This is a genomic window from Pseudoalteromonas luteoviolacea H33-S (assembly GCF_001625695.1).
Classification (GTDB): Bacteria; Pseudomonadota; Gammaproteobacteria; order Enterobacterales; family Alteromonadaceae; genus Pseudoalteromonas; species Pseudoalteromonas luteoviolacea_B.
Genome location: NZ_AUXY01000054.1, coordinates 45,654 through 64,624, shown reverse-complemented (window position 1 = coordinate 64,624; position 18,971 = coordinate 45,654). Strand labels below are relative to the sequence as shown.

The following is an 18,971-nucleotide window of genomic DNA, read 5'->3' as shown; positions in this document are numbered from 1 at the left end:
GCTGAAACAATCCGCACCATAGATGTGCACCCTGATAAAATACACCTCTTCACACAGTTAGTCTGACAAAAACTTATTACATTTTATTTCAATCACCTAAACTAAATTCTAGCCAATGCGCCTAAAGTGGCGCGCAGTTTGCGATTGCTGATATGCCTCTGCGGCTTGGTCTCTCGCTGACCACCCCAGAGCCACTCGTTTTAAAAATACGATTTACTCTGTGCCATATAGGAACCATTATGACAAACAAAGCAACTCTCTTATTGTGTACGTGTGCAGCGCTCCTTTCTACTCAGGCTATTTCAGCCAGCGAACACTCTGTCTCCGCCAATGCAGCTGCCAGTTCAAATTACTTTTGGCGTGGCATTACTCAATCTGATGATGGCGCAGCCGTATCAGGGGGGATTGACTATAGCCATGATTCTGGCTTTTATATCGGCACTTGGGCCTCCAATGTCGACTTTGGTGATACATCCAGTACCAGCTATGAATTAGACTTCTATTTAGGGTTTAGTGGCGAGGTAAAGGCGCTGAGCTATGACGTTGGCTATATTCACTACGCTTACCCTGATGCAGCTGGCGATATCGATTTTGGTGAAGTCTATGGTGCACTCGGTTGGCGTAACGTCAGTTTAAAAGTGAGTTATATGACACATGCGCAATCCGATAGCAGCACAGAAGAAGATATGCTCTATGTTGAACTGAGTGCTGCTTTCCCTGTCTTCACAGATGCCGAGCTGGGCTTACATATTGGTAATTCCAGTGGTGATACCGTCATGGAATGGACAGGAGAAGATGACAGCTATATGGATTATGGCGTCAGCCTGAGTAAAGATGCCTATACTTTTGGCTTAATAAAGACCGACCTTGATGCCGATGACGACCTCAAAGTCTATGTGAGCTACGCCATCGATTTTGATTTATAGGTTTAATTTGCTGCAAACCTTGGGGCCGTAAGGCCCTATTTCAGGCAATTAAACAGTATATTCAACCGCACCGCTGACACGTTTTGCTTTTTCTATCGCTTCATCCACACTATTATCTCGTGCCAATGCAACGCCCATGCGCCTGACACCTTGAACCTGTGGTTTACCAAACAAGCGGATATCGGTATTGGCTTCTGCCAATGCTTGCCCTAAATTGCCAAATTGCACTTGGTCAGACTCACCTTCAACAAGAATAACACTGGATGCAGAAGGGCCATGAAAGTGAATCGCAGGAATTGGCAAACCAAGCACAGCACGCGCATGCAAAGCAAACTCACTCAGATCTTGGGAAATCAAGGTCACCATGCCAGTATCATGTGGACGCGGAGATACCTCACTAAAATAAACCTCGTCCCCTTTGATAAATAGCTCTACACCAAACAAGCCGCGACCACCGAGTGCCTCAGTAATTTTGCTAGCTATGTCTTTACTGCGTGCCAATGCTAGTTCGCTCATTGCCTGCGGCTGCCAGCTTTGCTGATAGTCTCCACCGGCTTGTACATGTCCAATTGGTGCACAAAAGCTAGTCCCCTGACTATGGCGTATGGTCAGTAAAGTGATTTCATAATCAAAATCGACAAAGCCCTCAACAATAACACGTCCTTGCCCCGCTCTACCGCCTTGCTGTGCATATTGCCACGCAGACTCAATATCCTCATGTGTTTTTACCACACTTTGCCCTTTACCTGATGAGCTCATGATCGGCTTCACTACACATGGCATGCCAATATGTTCAATGGCCGCACGAAAGTCGTCGATGCTATCAACAAATTGATAAGGTGACGTCGCTAACTTTAATTCTTCAGCTGCTAATCGGCGGATCCCCTCTCTATTCATGGTGAGTTGTGTTGCTTTTGCCGTTGGTACAACCGTAAAGCCTTTAGCCTCTAACTCAACCAGTGTATCTGTGGCAATCGCCTCAATTTCTGGCACGATGTAATCAGGCTGCTCTGCACGAATAATTTCTGCCAGTCGTTCACCATCCAACATAGAGAGCGTATAGCTTCTGTCTGCAACCTGCATGGCTGGCGCGTTGTCATAGCGGTCTAACACAATGACCTCTGCCCCTAATCGCTTAAATTCAATCACAGTTTCCTTGCCCAGCTCACCGCCACCACAAAACAGGATTTTACATGCCGTTGGAGAAAAAGGGGTTCCCAAAGGGGTAATACGCATAAAGATTCCTTTTGGTTAACATAATCTGATTATTTATCAAGTGAAAATACGTGTTTTTTTCAAAAAATGAGAAGAAAACACCTCAAAAAGCACATATTGAAAACACAATTGCAACATAGTGTAGCGACTGCGTTAATTAATTTGAAGGATTACCATAATGACTGCAAACATATCAATTCATAACAGCGAGCACCCTCAAGCTATTTTAAAACATGCTTTCTCAGCATACGCAAATAATGTTGCCTTAATTTTTGGCGAAGACCAAATAAGCTATCAAGAGCTTGAAATTCAAGTTGAAAGAGTTGCTGCTAATATTCAACAACATGCTCAAGAGAATCCATCTGAGTCACCTTATGTGGCACTATATCTTGAGCGGGGTATTGATATGGTAATCGGTATTCTCGCTGCAATCCAATCAGGAAAAGGTTATATCCCTATCTCGACTGAAGCCCCAATCTCTCGTTGCCAATTTATTATTGAAGACAGTCAACCCGCTTTAATTTTGACGCATAGTAAATTTCAAAATTCAGGGGTATTTAGCGATTATCCCACAGTATCAATTGAGTCAGCGAGTACACAAGCGTTTACCCCGCCACACTCTGCTATGTCTGATATCGCTTATGTCATTTATACCTCAGGCACAACTGGTAATCCTAAAGGGGTCGAAATCCCCTACCAGAATTTATTATATTTAGCTGAGGCGCAGATCAACCGCTTTGGTATTGATAAAATCGAACGTGCACTCTTGTTTGCATCCTATATCTTTGATGCCAGTATATTCGAGTTGATCACTCAGCTGATGCTAGGTCAGACAGTTTACATTGCCAATGAAGAGCAACGTCATGACGCGACTGCTTTGGGAGAGCTTCTTGCCAACAACGCGATTCAGTTTGCCAGTATTCCCCCCGCTTTATTGGCATTAATGGATTTAAAACATCTACATACATTAGAAACATTAGTCGTAGCAGGTGAGACCCCTAACCTTGATATGCTAAAGCAGATATCAAAAGTCACCCGTATTTTTAATGGCTACGGACCGACTGAATATACAGTGGGCACTTGCGCCAATGAATACTCAGAAAGTCATTCTGAATTCAATATTGGTAAGCCATTTGTGCATACACGACTTTATTTACTCAATGATCAGCTCGATGCGGTCGATGATGGAGAAAGTGGCGAGTTATATATTAGTGGCGCAGGCATCGCCAAAGGCTATTTAAATCGACCTGATTTAACACAAGCTCGCTTTATTGATAACCCATTTTATCAAGCAGACATAGATCCTCCTCATTTCGAAAAACTCTACAAATCTGGTGATTTAGCCCGCTTCGATGGCAAGAACTATCACTTTATCGGCCGCAATGACAACCAGGTTAAACTGCGAGGATTTCGCATTGAGCTAGGGGAAATTGAGCAAGTAATTGCACAACATGACACTGTTAAACTCGTTAGCTGTCAGGTCGTAAAGCATACGAATACAAAGTTTTTAGTTGCCTTTGTCGTAACTCATGAAACACCTGATAACCCCCTTACTAAACGCATCAATGATCTTGTCACCAGTACACTGCCCGACTATATGGTACCAGATCACTATCAGTACCTAGATGCACTCCCCATGACAGAGAATGGCAAAGTTGATGCTCACGCTCTTTCAAGCTCTGAGCTGACGACGATGCAACCTGCAAACTATGTCGATCTTGACTCATCTCAGCAACAGTTTTTGGCGCAATTTCAGTCTTTCTGTTTGCCCGGATTAGAGTGGGAGCAAGACTTTTTTCAACAAGGCGGTGACTCGCTCTCTGTTATCAACTTAAGTAACCAACTCTTTCAACATTTAAATATCAGTGTGCCCGCCGCGCTCATTTACCGTCATCGCAGTGCAGGGCAAGTATGGCAAGCTTTACAATCGCAAAAATTCGAAACCATCGCCTTGCCAAAGCGCCATGAAAAACTCCAACATGCGATCCCACTCTCTTTGCAGCAACGCGCTATTTGGTTCCTAGCAAAAGCAGATCCGAGTGATAAAGCATATCATGCAAAATGCACCACCACCTTTACTGGGGAATTAGATGTGCCTGCCATGCAGGGGGCAATTCAAGATGTTGTGGATAATCACGCTGTTTTTCGCACCTACTATGATTTACATGAACCAATCCAGTATATAGATCCAAATTACAAACAAGATGTTCCCTACTTCGACTTTAGTGAATACTCAGAGTCCGTGGCACTTGAACATGTCGACAAGCTTGTAAATGGAGATATGAATGATATTTTTGCGATAGACCAGCTCCCACTGGCACGTTTTGCCATTGTTAAAACGCATCAAGATAAATATGTCTTAATCCATATCGAGCATCATCTAGTGCATGACGGATGGTCATCTAATATCTTCATTAACCACCTATTCAGTTGCTACAAACAACGCTTAGATGGTGCAGACAAAGCCACTTTGCCTGAAATTACACAATATGCCGATTACGCAGCCTATCAACATGACTGGCTGAGTTCAGAACAAGCATCTCATCAACGACAGTTTTGGAAAGAGCAGTTAAAAGATGCACCGGGACGTATTAATCTACCTGTATCTCGTCTAGGAGATGCCCCCACTGAACGAGGCAGAGCACATCGCGTCAAGCTATCCCGAGCACTTTGGAATGACGTGAAATCTTACAGCCAACAAAATCAAGTCACGCCTTTTTCTGTCGCATTGGCTGCACTGAATATCGTCTTATCTCGCTTCAGTGGTGATCAAGATATTTGTGTCGGCTCAGGGGTAGCGAACCGCAGCTACACCAATGTCGAAAACACCATAGGGATGCTAGTGAGCACCGTGGTTGCACGCGTAAAACAAAGCGCAGAAATGAGTGTCAACTCACTCGTACAACATTGCTTCGAGGTAAGTAATGATATGCTGGCAAATCAAACTCTGCCTTTCACAGAAGTCGTTGCCGATGTCAATCCTGAGCGTATTAAGGGGGTCAATCCGCTATTCCAAATCTGTTTCAGCTTCCATGACTCACCGCTACCAGATCTGACGTTACCCGGCTTGGATAACATACAATATTACGAAGCCATCAGCAGTCAGTCATCAAAATTCGAGCTCAATATCGTTGTAATTACTCGAATGGGACAAGACCAAGATGATTCAATTACCATGCTATGGGAGTTTGACTTAAACCGTTACGACCCTTGGTTTGTTGATGCGTTAAGTGAAAACTTTAACCATATCCTTGCTCAACTTATTAAGACGGATGGCGAATTACCCATTGAGCAGCTAACGCTGACAAGCCCGCCTCAGACCAACAAACAACCAGAGCAATACCATAAAACTGATCTGCTATCGCTGCTCACAGCACAAGTTACAGCACAACCAGACCAAACAGCACTGTTGACCACTGATAGAAAAATGAGCTATCAAGAGTTAAATGACCGTGCAGATAAGCTAGCTGGCAACTTATTGCAGCAATTTGGCCAACAAAGCTATATTGGACTCTATTTTACTCCTTCTATAGATACCGTTATCGCGATGCTCGCCGTACTGAAAGCAGGTGCAGCCTATGTTCCGATCTCTACCAGAGCACCAGCAGCAAGAAACGAATTTGTTATATCTGATGCTAAATTACAAATAGTACTGAGTAATACTGAAAGCATTGCCACACTGACAGATACACAACAACTCGATTGGCCGCTATTTAATATAGAAGGTGAGTTCCCCCAATGCTGCGCACCAAGCATTCAACCGACTCCAAAAGACAACGCATATATCATCTATACCTCAGGGACGACAGGTCAACCCAAAGGGGTTATACAAACTCATGAAAATGTCACACGGTTACTTTCTGCAACACAGCAGCAATATCAATTCAGTAACCAAGATACATGGGTGCTTTATCACGATACTATTTTTGATTTCAGTGTCTGGGAAATTTGGGGAGCGCTTTGCCATGGCGGGCAGTTATTTATCCCTAGCTATGCGCAGGCACGCGACAGTTTTGGGTTTGTCAAACAATGTGAGCAGTTTGGTATTACTGTACTTAACCAAACACCGAGCGCGTTTTACAATTTTAGCGACATCGCAATTGAATCAAATGCCACACTTAGTCGTTTAAGAACGGTCATATTCGGGGGAGAGCAACTAAATTATTCACGCTTGGCCCCATGGTGGAAGCACTTTGGTGAGCACATTCAATTAGTCAATATGTACGGGATCACAGAAACCACTGTGCACGTAACCTCTCTACCGCTAGAGCCAAAGATGAATTCGCATATCGCTGATATTGGTAAGCCATTAAATGATATGCAAGTATTTATTTTGGATAGCCAGCTGCAACCTGTGCCAGTGGGTGCGCAAGGCGAGCTATTTGTGAGCGGTGCAGGTCTTGCAAAAGGTTACCTCAACCAAAGAGAGTTGACTCATGATCGATTCCTTGAGCTCTCTTTAAATGGCCAAATGGTAAGAGCCTACAAAACGGGTGATAAAGCCAGATTATTACCAAATGGCCACTTAGAATATTTAGGCCGACTCGACAATCAAATCAAAATACGAGGCCACCGTATTGAGCTCGGTGAGATCGAATCACATTTGCTTAATATTGAAGGTGTGAAGGAAGCTGCGGTGATCACTTATACGCGCCAGCAACAAACAGCACTCAGTGGGTATGTTGTGATGCATCCTGAGGCCCTTTTCGATGAAAATGATTTTTTAAACCAGCTTAAAACACATTTGCCAGCTTATATGGTCCCTGATGCGATCTGTCAGCAAACCTCTATGCCTTTAACTGTGAATGGTAAATTGGATAGTAAGGCACTGCCATTACCCACACTCAACCAGACTAAACAATTTGTCGCGCCAACAAATGAGCGGGAAGCTCTGCTTTGCGAGATTTGGCAACAGACATTAGGGTTAGAAAAAGTGGGTATCCACGATAATTTCTATCGATTAGGAGGGAACTCTATCCTAGCCGTGCAACTTGTTCGCAACGCGCAAAAGTGGCATCAACTGGCTATTCCATTATCGGCGATTATCGCGAGTCCTTCAGTAGCGGCTTTGGCACAGCACTTAGACACATTGGATCTCATTGATATTTGTGATTCAAACAGTGACGAACCGAGCTCAGCTTCTGCTCAAGTAATGGAGCTGTAGCAATGGATATGCATCAATTAATCAACCATCTTCACGCGCAAAAATTGCGCGTGTGGGTGTCCGAGCAAGATACGTTGGCACTGGGATATGAGGATAACGTAGCGCCAACCTTGCTCACGACACTCAAAACTCATAAAGCGGATATATTGGCGCTGCTCAGCGCCCATAACATTCGCTCTGAGGCTGCATTCTTGAAATGGCCAGCCATCAAGCCTATGCAACTATCAAACACACAGGCAAGATTACTGTTTGTAGATAACCTAGACTCACAGCGATGTGCATACCATATACCGCTCCTCGTTAAGCTAAATGAGGGGGTGAATAAAGAAGACATCACAAATAATGTTGATCAAGTTGTCGCTAAACACCCACTATTGAATAGTTATATCATTGAGGATGCACGTGGCCTGAGTTGTCAAACTCAGCTGAACCCACTTAGCTACTCTTCACGGCGCGTTACTTCAACCGCAGAGCTCAAATCTCAGGTTTACGAAGCGATCCATACGCCATTCACACTATCTCATGAAGCGCCTTTCAAAGTGTGTTTTTATCAGTTAAATAATGATACTTACTGCTTATTTTTATGGCATCACATTGTTTTCGACGCTTGGTCAATGCGTGTATTTTTTGACGAACTCGCTGGGCAGTGCACGATACAAACTCCAGCCACAACCAGTTATTTTGATTATGTACGATGGCAATCAAAGCAAAATTTTGCAACTGCTCACCAGTACTGGCAGCAGCAGCTTTCAGGCGCTCATCCGACACAGATCCAAGCGACGCAATACCAACAGGTAGGCAGTAGTCAGGCACAAAATCACTACTTCTCTCTTTGTCGGACTCAATCAAATGCCGTCAAGCAACTTGCCAAGCAATTTAATACAACCCCCTATGTGATTTTGCTGAGTCAATTTGTATATCAAATCGCCCAATATAGCGGCGAATCCGATATTGTCATTGGCGCACCGACAGACAATCGAGATCACCCTCAAACACAAGATATTATTGGCTGCTTGGTCAACACATTGTTACTCAGAGTAAATACATCAAATCATGCTAATTTTAGTGAGTTAATCCAGCAAACAGCAAATACACTCAAGTCCGCTAAACAGCATCAACACCTGCCATTTGATGAACAATTACAATACCTTGATGGAGCTACAAACAGCGCATTGCCTAGCTTAATGTTCAGCTTACAGCGTTTTGGCAGTGATTTAGTTGACGAGTTTAATTTGCCATTTAAACGCGCCGACGAATTCAATAATGACGAGCTTTATAATCCCGTCAAATGTGATTTACGTCTGGCATTTGACGATAGCCAAGAGGAATTACAAGGTCAACTCAACTATGATCCCAGTAAGTTTGATTTAGACTTTATCGTTCACTTTGCCAACACATATCAAATCACATTGGCCAAAGCAATTGAAAACCCTGAGCGAAGTTTAAACTTAGGTCATGTAAACGCATTGCCTTCTTTTGAGTGTATGCACCAAGAGGTAGCGCAGCATCGCTCGTTATATCAAAATTTCAAACATGTCGCATTGACCCATAGCAGTGACGTCGCATTGCGTTACCAACAGCAATCTATCAGTTATTCATCGCTGCTAGGTCAAGTCGAACACCTTGCAAAGCACTTGAAACATCACATGGAGCAGCAAGCATCCTCCACTGTCGCGTTAATGTATGAACGCAGTCCGGAGATGATCATTGCTCTGCTCGCGGTATTGGCTGCTGGCGGGCATTATGTGCCACTTAATCCAACCCAAGGCAGTCACCGCAATGAATTTATACTCAATGACTGTGGCGCCAAAATATTACTCCACAGCATCTCAGTTAAAACAAGTCTATCTGAGCTCAACTTCAGCCATACCGCCATCACGATAGATGAATTGAGCGAAACACGCACACCTGACATTGAGCTTGGTACGCGTCAGCATGATCAACTTGCCTACGCCATTTATACATCGGGCAGTACAGGCTCGCCCAAAGGCGTTTTGGTTGAAGACAGACAAGTCCTTGCATTAATTGAAAGCACAACCAGCTATTACCAATTTGACAACACTGAGCACGTGTGTGCGCTGCCACCTTATTATTTTGATGCCTTTGTCGAACCGTTATTTTTAGCCTTGTTAAATGGCGCCACCTTTATTGTGCCCACAGAGCAAGAAGTTAATTCGCCAGAAAAAATTAATGCGCTGCTGAGCGATGACGTAACACATTTGGTCGCCTCACCGGCAATTTTAAACGCACTAACGCGACCGCAAAAATCACAGCTAAAACGTGTTATTACGGGTGGAGAAGCCTGTAATCGACAACTACTAGAGACTTGGAAACCCCTACTGTTCATTGAATACGGACCTACAGAAGCCACGGTGACGTCTTCAATATATGCAACCAAAACAAATGTTCAAACACCTGCAAATATTGGTAAACCACTAGAGCACTGCGCATTTATCATCGTCGATGAGCAGCTCAATGCCTTACCCGATTACTGCCCGGGTGAAATACTCATTAGTGGTCACGGTATATCACGGGGTTACTTGAATCTGGAATCACAAAATCGGTCACGCTTTATTGAGCTCAATGGCACACACTATTATCGCACTGGCGACATTGCGAGGCGTTTAGCAAACGGAGACTATCAATACCTTGGTCGCAATGACAGACAGGTCAAGCTACGAGGCTTGCGCATTGAGTTGACTGAAATTGAGAATGCATTACTCATGCACCCAGGAATTAATCAAGCATGCGTCAAGGTACAAAATTCCGCTCAAGGCGATGCACTGGTCGCTTACCTCTGTGGAGAAACGGTTTCTGTAAGAGCAATTAATTCAACGCTCAAAACATATTTACCGGAATATATGCACCCCAGCGCCATCTCTTGGCTGCCCGCCTTGCCGCTAACCGCCAATGGCAAAGTCAATCTCGCGGCTCTTGAGCCGATTGAAATAAGCTCTTCTGAACAGTATCGTCCACCGAGAAATCACTTAGAGCAAGCCTTATGTAAACTCTGGCAAACCGAACTGAATTTACCCCAAGTAGGCATTGATGATGATTATTTCATGCTTGGTGGTAACTCGGTAAGTGCGATGAGCTTAGTGGCAAAAATGCAACACCAACACGGCATAGTCATCGAATTAAAACAATTTCTTGCAGCGCGTACTATCGCCAAAATAAGTCATCAAGACTTAGCTAAAGACACCATATCAGTTGTGAACGCGCCGCTTGTTGAGCAAGGTTTAACCCATCAACAAACAGCTTTGCTCGTCAATGAACAGCTAAGCCCAAATGCTGCTGCGTACCATATCCCTCTTTTCTTAGAATGTGATACGGTGCACAAGCAACAAGCATTGCTCAATGCCATTCAAGACTTTATCGCGCACTACCCTATTTTGCGCACTACCTATAAACAAGATACAACAGGCCAATGGTGCTATCACCGCACCCTAGAGGATATTCACCTAGAGAACCTATCGTTAGATGAGCTCAGCCAATTCACTCAACGCCGTTTTGAATTAACTCATCAAGCACCTTTGCGAATAGCTTTAATCAATTCACCGACAACCTCAAACTATGCTATTTACATGGTTTTCCACCATATTGCATTTGATGGTTGGTCCACACGCGTCTTGTTACAATCACTGGATGCAATATTAAATGGTCAATCGCATACCCCAGCGCCAGTCCAATTTAAAGAGTATGCAGCGTGGCAAAGCCAACGCTCAGAGCAAGATCTCGATTTTTGGCAAACACGATTTGCAGGACTATCACTTGCGCCATGGGAAACTGACACGCCCCGTCAAGCAGTTAACGATCACATCGGGGAGTCTATCGACTTTACCTTTGCCGATGATCTCACACACAAGCTAAGAGCTTTTGCTAAAGCGCAAAACACCTCTCTTTACACGGTTTTATTAACCGCCTACCAGCTTTCTCTTTGCCTCTGGAGCCAGAGAGAACATGTTGTCGTAGGATCGCCCAGTGACAACAGACCGAGTGAATGCAGGCAAGCCGTCGGCTATTTTGTAAATACTCTGCCGCATATTTTGCAAAAGCAAGACAGTCAAAGTTTTTGCACTCATATCAAAAATAATCAAAGTTATCTAATTGAAGCCAAAGCACATGAGTCGGTCTCGTTAGATAAGCTCAGCAATGCTGTTGAGCCAACGCGCGCCGCTGGCGTGACACCATTGTTTCAGACTTTTTTTAGCCTAGATCAATTCAATATATCAGAGCAGCAAAGCCCGCACTTTGAGGTTGCAAAACGAAGTACACAGGTCGGCGGTGAGTACACCCCAGCAAAATTCGATTGGAACCTCATTTGTAGAGACGATGGCACAACACTACTGGCTCAATTTATCTTTATGGCGTCGTATTATGAATCAGATAGGTGCCAACAATTTTTAGACTTTTTTACTGTATACATTAACAATCTGTGTGACTATTCCGAGCAACCGATCTGTGATGTACCGATGATCTCACAGCGCGAATTTAAGTCTTTAATGCCCAATACAGACATTACGCCACCGAGCTTTTTGGCGCAATTTAGTGCAGCAGTTCAGAGCCATTCAGATAAAGTAGCGTTAAGGTATCAGGACACAGAGATAACCTATGCTCAGTTAGACAAAGTTTCTGATCATATCGCTCACCAACTCAGCACCTGCACACCATCAATCGTGTCTAACATTGCACTTTATTTTGAAAAAGGTGCCGTTGCTCCTGTGATTATGTTATCTGCCCTCAAAGCAGGTATCCCTTTTGTCAGTCTATCTACTAACCACCCTGTGACACGCAATCTTGAAATCCTCACCTTGGCACAAACAGACCTTATTGTGTGTGAACATGCCGCACCTGATTGGTATAAAGGGCAATCATTGGTCATCGACCTTGATAAACTTCTACTAAAGCACACACTCGATGATTTTGAACCGCTAACATACCCACAAGACAAACTCGCTTATCTTATATTCACATCCGGCACCACAGGTAAGCCAAAAGGTGCGATGTTGCATCATGGTGGGTTGGCCAATTTATGTCAGCATATGCGACATAGCCACCAACTTGAAAACGCAGAACAAGTGATTGCCAGTCAATTTGCTGAATACGTTTTTGATGCCAGTATTTGCGAAATTTTCCCCGCTTTAGCAGCTGGTGCGCAATTAGAGGTAGTGCCTGAAACAATGCGCAAAGACCCCACGGCTCTTTGCCAATTTTTAGTTGAAAGACAAGTTAAAGTCGCATTTTTACCTACGGTTTTAATCAATCAATTTGCAGATAAAATTGCGCAGATACAATTGCAACTCTTATTTACCGGCGGCTCAAAGTTGAACCCTGTTGATATAAAACTCGCAGAGACATTTTTGAATGAGTACGGACTGAGCGAAACCAGTGTATGTGTCACACAAGCCCAAGTCATATGCAACCAGCCCATAAAAATAGGACATGCGATTAGTAATACCCAAACCTTTATCCTTGACGCAGAAAAAAATATATTGCCCAAAGGTGCGATTGGAGAGCTATATGTCGGTGGTCAACCTATTGGACTCGGCTACTGGCAAAACCCACAACAAACAGCAAAGCATTTTGACCAACATGCCTTTGCTCACGGTCATCAACAAATCACCTCATACCTTTATCGTACCGGCGATTTAGTGAGGCTTGATAAACACAATGGCTTAGAGTTTATCGCACGTGCCGACCAGCAATGGGATATTGACGGTCACCGCATAGAGCCTGCTGAAATTGAGTGCAAGTTACTTAAACATCCCGATGTGAAGCAAGCCGCAGCACACTTGATTAAAACGCATGCGGGCGCCAATTCACTCGTGGCCTATATTGTTACGGATCACGCAGACACCTCATCCATCCAACATTGGTTTAATGCGCAAGTGCCTCATTACATGCAGCTAACTCATGTCACTGCGATGGCGACGCTACCTTTAACACTTAATGGCAAGCTAGATACCAGTAAACTGCCAACCGTTATCATTGAGCACAATACCGATATACAAGCGCCTGAGACTGAAACTGAAAAAGCGCTGGCGCCACTTTGGTCAGAATATTTAGGCGTCGCTAATACTGACCTCAATCAGCACTTTTTTGCGCTAGGCGGGTCGTCCATCGTCGCGGCAAAGCTCGTGAGTCAATACAGTACGCAACTGAATATGGATATACCCCTGTCTTTATTACTGACCCACCCGACCTTCAAAGCATTTGCACAGGCAATAGCAGAACGACAGCAACAGAGTCAGATCTCTGATGATGAATTTGAAATGGAGATTTAACAGATGATCATAGATATTATTTATAGCCTGAAGCAACAAGGGATCTGTCTTTGGCTCAACGGCGATAAGTTAAAAATTACCAGTCAAAACGATATTTCAAACAGCGATACTGTGGCTACTTTACGTATGCACAAAGCAGACATCGTAAGCTACTTAAAACAGCATCATATTACTGACAAGCAACGTTTTGAAGCGCTGTCTATTCTGCCTACTAACAGTCATAGCGCGCCACTCACTGCGGGACAAAAGCAGCTCTATTTTACGCATACCTCGTCAGATTCTTCGAGCGCCTATCATATTCCCTGCTTATTAAAACTAACATCTAAGTGTGAAGTCGCACAGCTAAAAGAAGCATTCACAAAGCTCATACATCGCCACAGTGCACTCAATTGCAAATTTACATTTAATGAGCAGGGGGAGCCACATCAAACACGCTGTACAGAGCCTGTCAGTTTTGAACACGCTCAATGCACAGACGATGAATTAGACGCGCTGTGTGAAGACATCTTCTGCGCCCCGTTTGATCTCACTCACCACAGGCCGCTGCGCATCACATTCATACACACAGCAAGTGACATCTATGTTTATTTAGTATGGCACCACATCGCATTTGATGGGTGGTCGCTGAGTATTTTTCTCAATGACCTTGAACAGTTATATCTAGATCACACTCTGCCACCAGCGCTACAGTTTAATGATTTCGCTCACTTTCATTACGCCGAACAACAACTCATTGCTCAGCGTCATGCCCGTGAATATTGGGCTCAACAACTAGCAGGTTTGTCCCCACTGACGTTGGCTCAATGCAAGTCAAGACCGAGTGTATTTAAACACCAAGGTGCTTCCTTTGAGCTGCCTCTTGAAAGTGGCTTTTCAGAACGAATCCAGAGCACGGCACAGCAACATCAAGTCTCTTTAAATACCCTCGGGCTTGCTGCTTGGTACCACACCTTAGCGTTATTCAGTGCGCAAAATAACTTCGCTGTCGGCATGCCAAGCGAAAATCGTAATATCCAAGCTGAGCAAGGCATCATCGGCTATTTTGTTAATACCTTGCCAATTAAACCTACCCTTACCCATACACTCAGCGTGTCTGAATGGATAAGTGAGGTGAATAATCAGGTGATCCAAGCAAAAGCCCATCAAACATTACCCTTTGATGAGATAAAATCCTTACTCGATATCCAACTAGACACCAGTATGCACCCGGTGTTTCAAAGCATATTTACGCTCACTCAATTCTCACCCGAGCCAACCTATCAGCACTGGTCTATAGATGAGCCCAGTCAGTCAACTCAACAACAAGCAAAGTTTGATTTATCCGCTTTTCTCGATTTAGGTACTAGCTCAAGTATTAAATTAAACTATGCAACAGCACTGTATAGCGACCACTATATCAAGCGTATCGCAAGTCTATTCAAACGTATTTTACAGTGCTACATAACAGACAATCAAAATAGCAAACTGAGCGCGCTTGCGTTACTCACAGAGCAAGATATCTCCCATTTACACACGCTGAGTTCGAGCGCCTGCGTCAGCGAGCCGAGCACCAATATGCTCACGCGGTTTAATGAAATTGTCACCGCTTATCCACAAAAAATAGCGCTGCGCAATGCCTCCTCCGCATTGAGCTACAAGCAACTCAATGATAAAGCAAATCAATTAGCCAATATCATCCGGCAACAAACTCAACACCCTGAGGTCATTGCAATCTGTATGGAAAGTGACATGGCTATGGTTGTTGCCATGCTTGCGACACTCAAGCTGGGTGCGGCTTATACCCCTTTGGCACTCAAAGACCCAAATGATAGGAAATCTTATCAACTGAGTGACAGCCAAGCTGATTTCTTGCTGTACGATGAAAGCTCAGAGCAATCACTATCAAGCCTACTCGACACTCACGCTATTTCGGCATTCAAAATCAATGCGCGATTGTCCTTCTCAGATATCAGCACAGAACTTGATTCACCAAGGCTCGACAGCACAGCCATTGCAAACATAATCTACACGTCAGGGACAACTGGGAAACCAAAAGGCGTCACTGTTACACACGCGGGGTGCGTATCTTTAACGCACAGCAGCGAACATCTCACCTACAGCGCCGAGGATCGCTTCATTCAATTGGCAAATCCCGCTTTTGATGCTGCGACTTTTGAGATCTGGGGCGCGCTATTAAACGGCGCAGAACTGCACATCGGATATCAACACATCTTAAACTCTGCAGCCCAATTTAAAGACACCATTAACACACTGAAGATTTCAACACTGTGGTTAACAAGAACGCTATTCGATACCTTGTTCAGCCAAGATGAATCTATTTTCCGTCACCTGACATATTTACTTGTCGGTGGGGAAGCGCTTACACAAAGCTTGGTACATAAGCTATTGTCCTCAAATTTTAAGCCGCAATATTTTCTCAATGGTTACGGCCCTACAGAGTGCACAACATTCACGACACTTCATCGCGTGAATACTAACGACTCTCCAATTCCAATTGGAACACCGCTCCCTGGCCGCTCTGTCGCTGTAGTTGGTGCAGACAAGCAATTATTACCTCTTGGTTGCCCGGGGGAGCTATTGGTTTACGGTGAAGGCGTTGCTCAAGGATATTTAGGCAAACCCGAGCTTACTCAAGCGCAGTTTGTCCGCCAAGCGCTATTTGATAACGAACAAGATTGTTATTGCACCGGTGATATTGTGTACTGGAATGATAACCATACATTATGTTATCTCGGCCGTTCAGATGAGCAGGTCAAAATCCGTGGTTTCAGAGTCGAACTTCAAGAAATTGAGCGACATATCAATGCACTCAAGGACGTTGATAACTGCGCAGTGACCACCCAAAAAACAAACGGCAGCACACTGCTACATGCCTATATTGTATCGGCATCACAAAATCTGAAAAAATCGCAAGCTAACGAAGGGATACTCTGTGCTCTGCGTCATAAAGTCGCGCACTATATGCTACCGCACACCATCACGTTTTTAGAAACGCTGCCGGTGACGCTGAATGGCAAGTTAGATAAACGCAAACTTCCTCAGCCGACGTATGCACACAAAGAAGTTGAATTACCAGCAACGGAAACGGAGCGAAAAATACACACACTATGGCAACAGATCCTCAGTTGTCAGGAGATATCGGTGACAGAAGCCATCACAAATTATGGCGCTGACTCTCTTAGTCTTTTGAGCTTTTGTGGACAAGCTCGTAAGTTAGGCTGGCAACTTACACCTCAGATACTGTTGGAAAACATCTCGATTAGAGCATTGGCTAAAGTCGTGCGTAACTTATCGATACAGCAATTTGCTCATTTAAATGATGAGCAGGCACTGGCACATGCCCTAATACACCCTCATTTCAACCCAAGCCTAATACTGAACTCTGATAACGCTCACATCCTCCATATGCTGCCTGCGGCAGCCGGTGCAGATAGCTTCACCCATCTTGGGAATGAACTCAGCAATATTTGCTCTTTGCATGTCGTTGAAAATGTAAAGCTGTTCACCGGAAAGCACATTGCGATGCAACCTTTGGTGATTTATTATGCCGAGCGTATTCTTACTCAGCAACCCAGTGGGCCATTTTATCTCGGTGGATTCTGCGAAGGGGCTATGATGTCTTTAGAAGTCGCAAACTACCTTCGCGACATGGGACATCAAGTTGCTCATTGCTTCTTAATTGATCCTGTCTTGCCAATGCTAACGACAAAACAGCAAATGCAAGCGGAACAATTAATTGCACTGAGCGATGACATTAAATCTTCCACAATCGCAAATGCCTTCTTAACATTGACGCGGCACTTCTCCACGGCACCGCCCTACGAACATGACACCACCTTTTTCTCAGCTAATGATGTCAGTGAACAAGCCGTGCCCTTGACTGTGCTAGACATAATCCATCAAGTGACTGATATACCCACACTCTATCATGAGGCTTTTCAGCCTCCATGTAATGGTTTAGACCACATTTTACGTTCTGTAGAGATTATTTCGCTTGAAAGTCTGCATGATGAGATCATGACCAATGCACTTGATTTAGCCTTGATAGCGACAACTATCGATGAGAAGCTCAAGGAGCGTGCACACATACAAAAGGTATCAAACCTATGACCCAATCGCAGTTTGCAACTCAATACGGTATACACTTGGGACTGACAATGTTCGCCTGTATGTTAGCAATGCCAATATTTACGCCTTATATGCTCAATTTAGGCTTTGCCTTACAAGATATTGCATTGGCTATGATGGTCATGGCTGTCACTATCATACTAATCGAAGTCCCAAGCGGTATGCTTGCCGATATGTTGGGAAGACGTAAAGTCTTTCTCTTTTCTCTATTCTTCGGCGCATTGTGTAATAGTATCTTGCTGTTTAGCGAACATCTCTGGCATATCTGTGCAGCCATGTTTTTTTGGGGTCTGAGTCAGGCAACTTTAAGCGGCACGCTCAATGCGTGGTTTGTTGAAAAGTACCAACGACTGCAAGGAAATGCGCCCATCAATAAAGGGTTTGCCAAGGTGTATGGTTTAAGTTATCTCATTGGTGCAAGTGCGGCCTTGTGTGCCGCGTTATTCTTAGCGTTTGCTGATGCACAGGTTTGGTCTTTAACAAGCTTATATCAAATCCTGTTCACAAGCTCCATATGCGTTTTTATCACGGTATTTATTCGCACTTATTTTGTTGTAAAAGAAACAGCTAGGGCATCATCTGCCAAATCAACAAACTCGCTTGCGTCTCAGTGCTTAGCAATATTTAAAACGTGTAAGCAAATCGAGATGAGAAGGCTATTGATCATCCTGATTTTTGCTATCCCTGTGGCAAGTAGTATTGAGAAATTTTGGCCAGCGCTCGTTGAAAACTATAGTCATGCGCCTGTAGACACAATTGCATGGTTATTTCCCGCCATGCTTGCTGCCAGTTTTGCCTTAAACGGGCTCGCAGCTGCGATAAGTACACAATTATGCCGACTGTTAAACCAGCGCCTAGGACTAGTGATGGCGCTGGCACATATGGCAAAGCTTGTATGTGTGCTGCTGCTCGCTTTGGCAAGCTCAATACATATGTTCCTTGCCGCACTGATCTTTTTTTATTTTTGTATGGGCCTTGCACAACCTGCACAACAGCAATTTCAACATCAACTAAGCCATGATGATGTCAGAGCCAGTATTGAATCGGTCACGTCATTAAGTACACGTCTTGGTGGATTGCTTGGCACAGCGTTAACAGCTTTAATGTTAAGCTACACAACGCTCTTATCAAGCTGGCTAGCACTGGCAGTATTATCCTTGGTCGCGATTATACTTTGCTGTACCAAACGACTTAATCGCGCTGAACCTCAGCAATTGCAAGCGATGCCTTCATAGATATATTCACTTATATATC

At 44.2% G+C, this 18,971-nt stretch carries 6 protein-coding genes; 5 read left to right on the top strand and 1 reads right to left on the bottom strand.

Features of this window, described 5'->3' with window-relative positions:
- Positions 1 to 239: 239 nt before the first annotated feature.
- The gene (locus N477_RS05815) at positions 240 to 926 is read left to right on the top strand and encodes a TorF family putative porin (protein WP_063361920.1); all 687 of its coding nucleotides are present in this window, start codon (positions 240 to 242) and stop codon (positions 924 to 926) included.
- Positions 927 to 974: 48 nt separating this feature from the next.
- Here the strand turns inward: N477_RS05815 and purT are convergent, their stop codons facing one another.
- Positions 975 to 2,162, bottom strand: coding sequence for a formate-dependent phosphoribosylglycinamide formyltransferase (purT, locus tag N477_RS05810; RefSeq protein WP_063361921.1), 1,188 nt, complete (start codon positions 2,160 to 2,162; stop codon positions 975 to 977).
- A gap of 157 nt (positions 2,163 to 2,319) precedes the next feature.
- On the opposite strand from purT, the gene N477_RS05805 reads away from it, so the two are divergent.
- From N477_RS05805 to N477_RS05790, 4 genes are read left to right on the top strand one after another with little or no spacing between them, the layout of a single operon-like run.
- The gene (locus N477_RS05805) at positions 2,320 to 7,305 is read left to right on the top strand and encodes a non-ribosomal peptide synthetase (protein ID WP_063361922.1); all 4,986 of its coding nucleotides are present in this window, start codon (positions 2,320 to 2,322) and stop codon (positions 7,303 to 7,305) included.
- 2 nt (positions 7,306 to 7,307) lie between these two features.
- The gene (locus N477_RS05800; RefSeq protein WP_063361923.1) at positions 7,308 to 13,589 is read left to right on the top strand and encodes a non-ribosomal peptide synthetase; all 6,282 of its coding nucleotides are present in this window, start codon (positions 7,308 to 7,310) and stop codon (positions 13,587 to 13,589) included.
- A 3-nt stretch (positions 13,590 to 13,592) separates the two neighbouring features.
- Positions 13,593 to 17,699, top strand: coding sequence for a non-ribosomal peptide synthetase (locus N477_RS05795; protein WP_063361924.1), 4,107 nt, complete (start codon positions 13,593 to 13,595; stop codon positions 17,697 to 17,699).
- Positions 17,696 to 18,952: an MFS transporter gene (locus N477_RS05790; RefSeq protein ID WP_063361925.1), complete on the top strand. Its 1,257-nt coding sequence runs from the start codon at positions 17,696 to 17,698 to the stop codon at positions 18,950 to 18,952. The genes N477_RS05795 and N477_RS05790 overlap by 4 nt, the downstream gene beginning before the upstream one ends.
- Positions 18,953 to 18,971 lie beyond the last annotated feature (19 nt).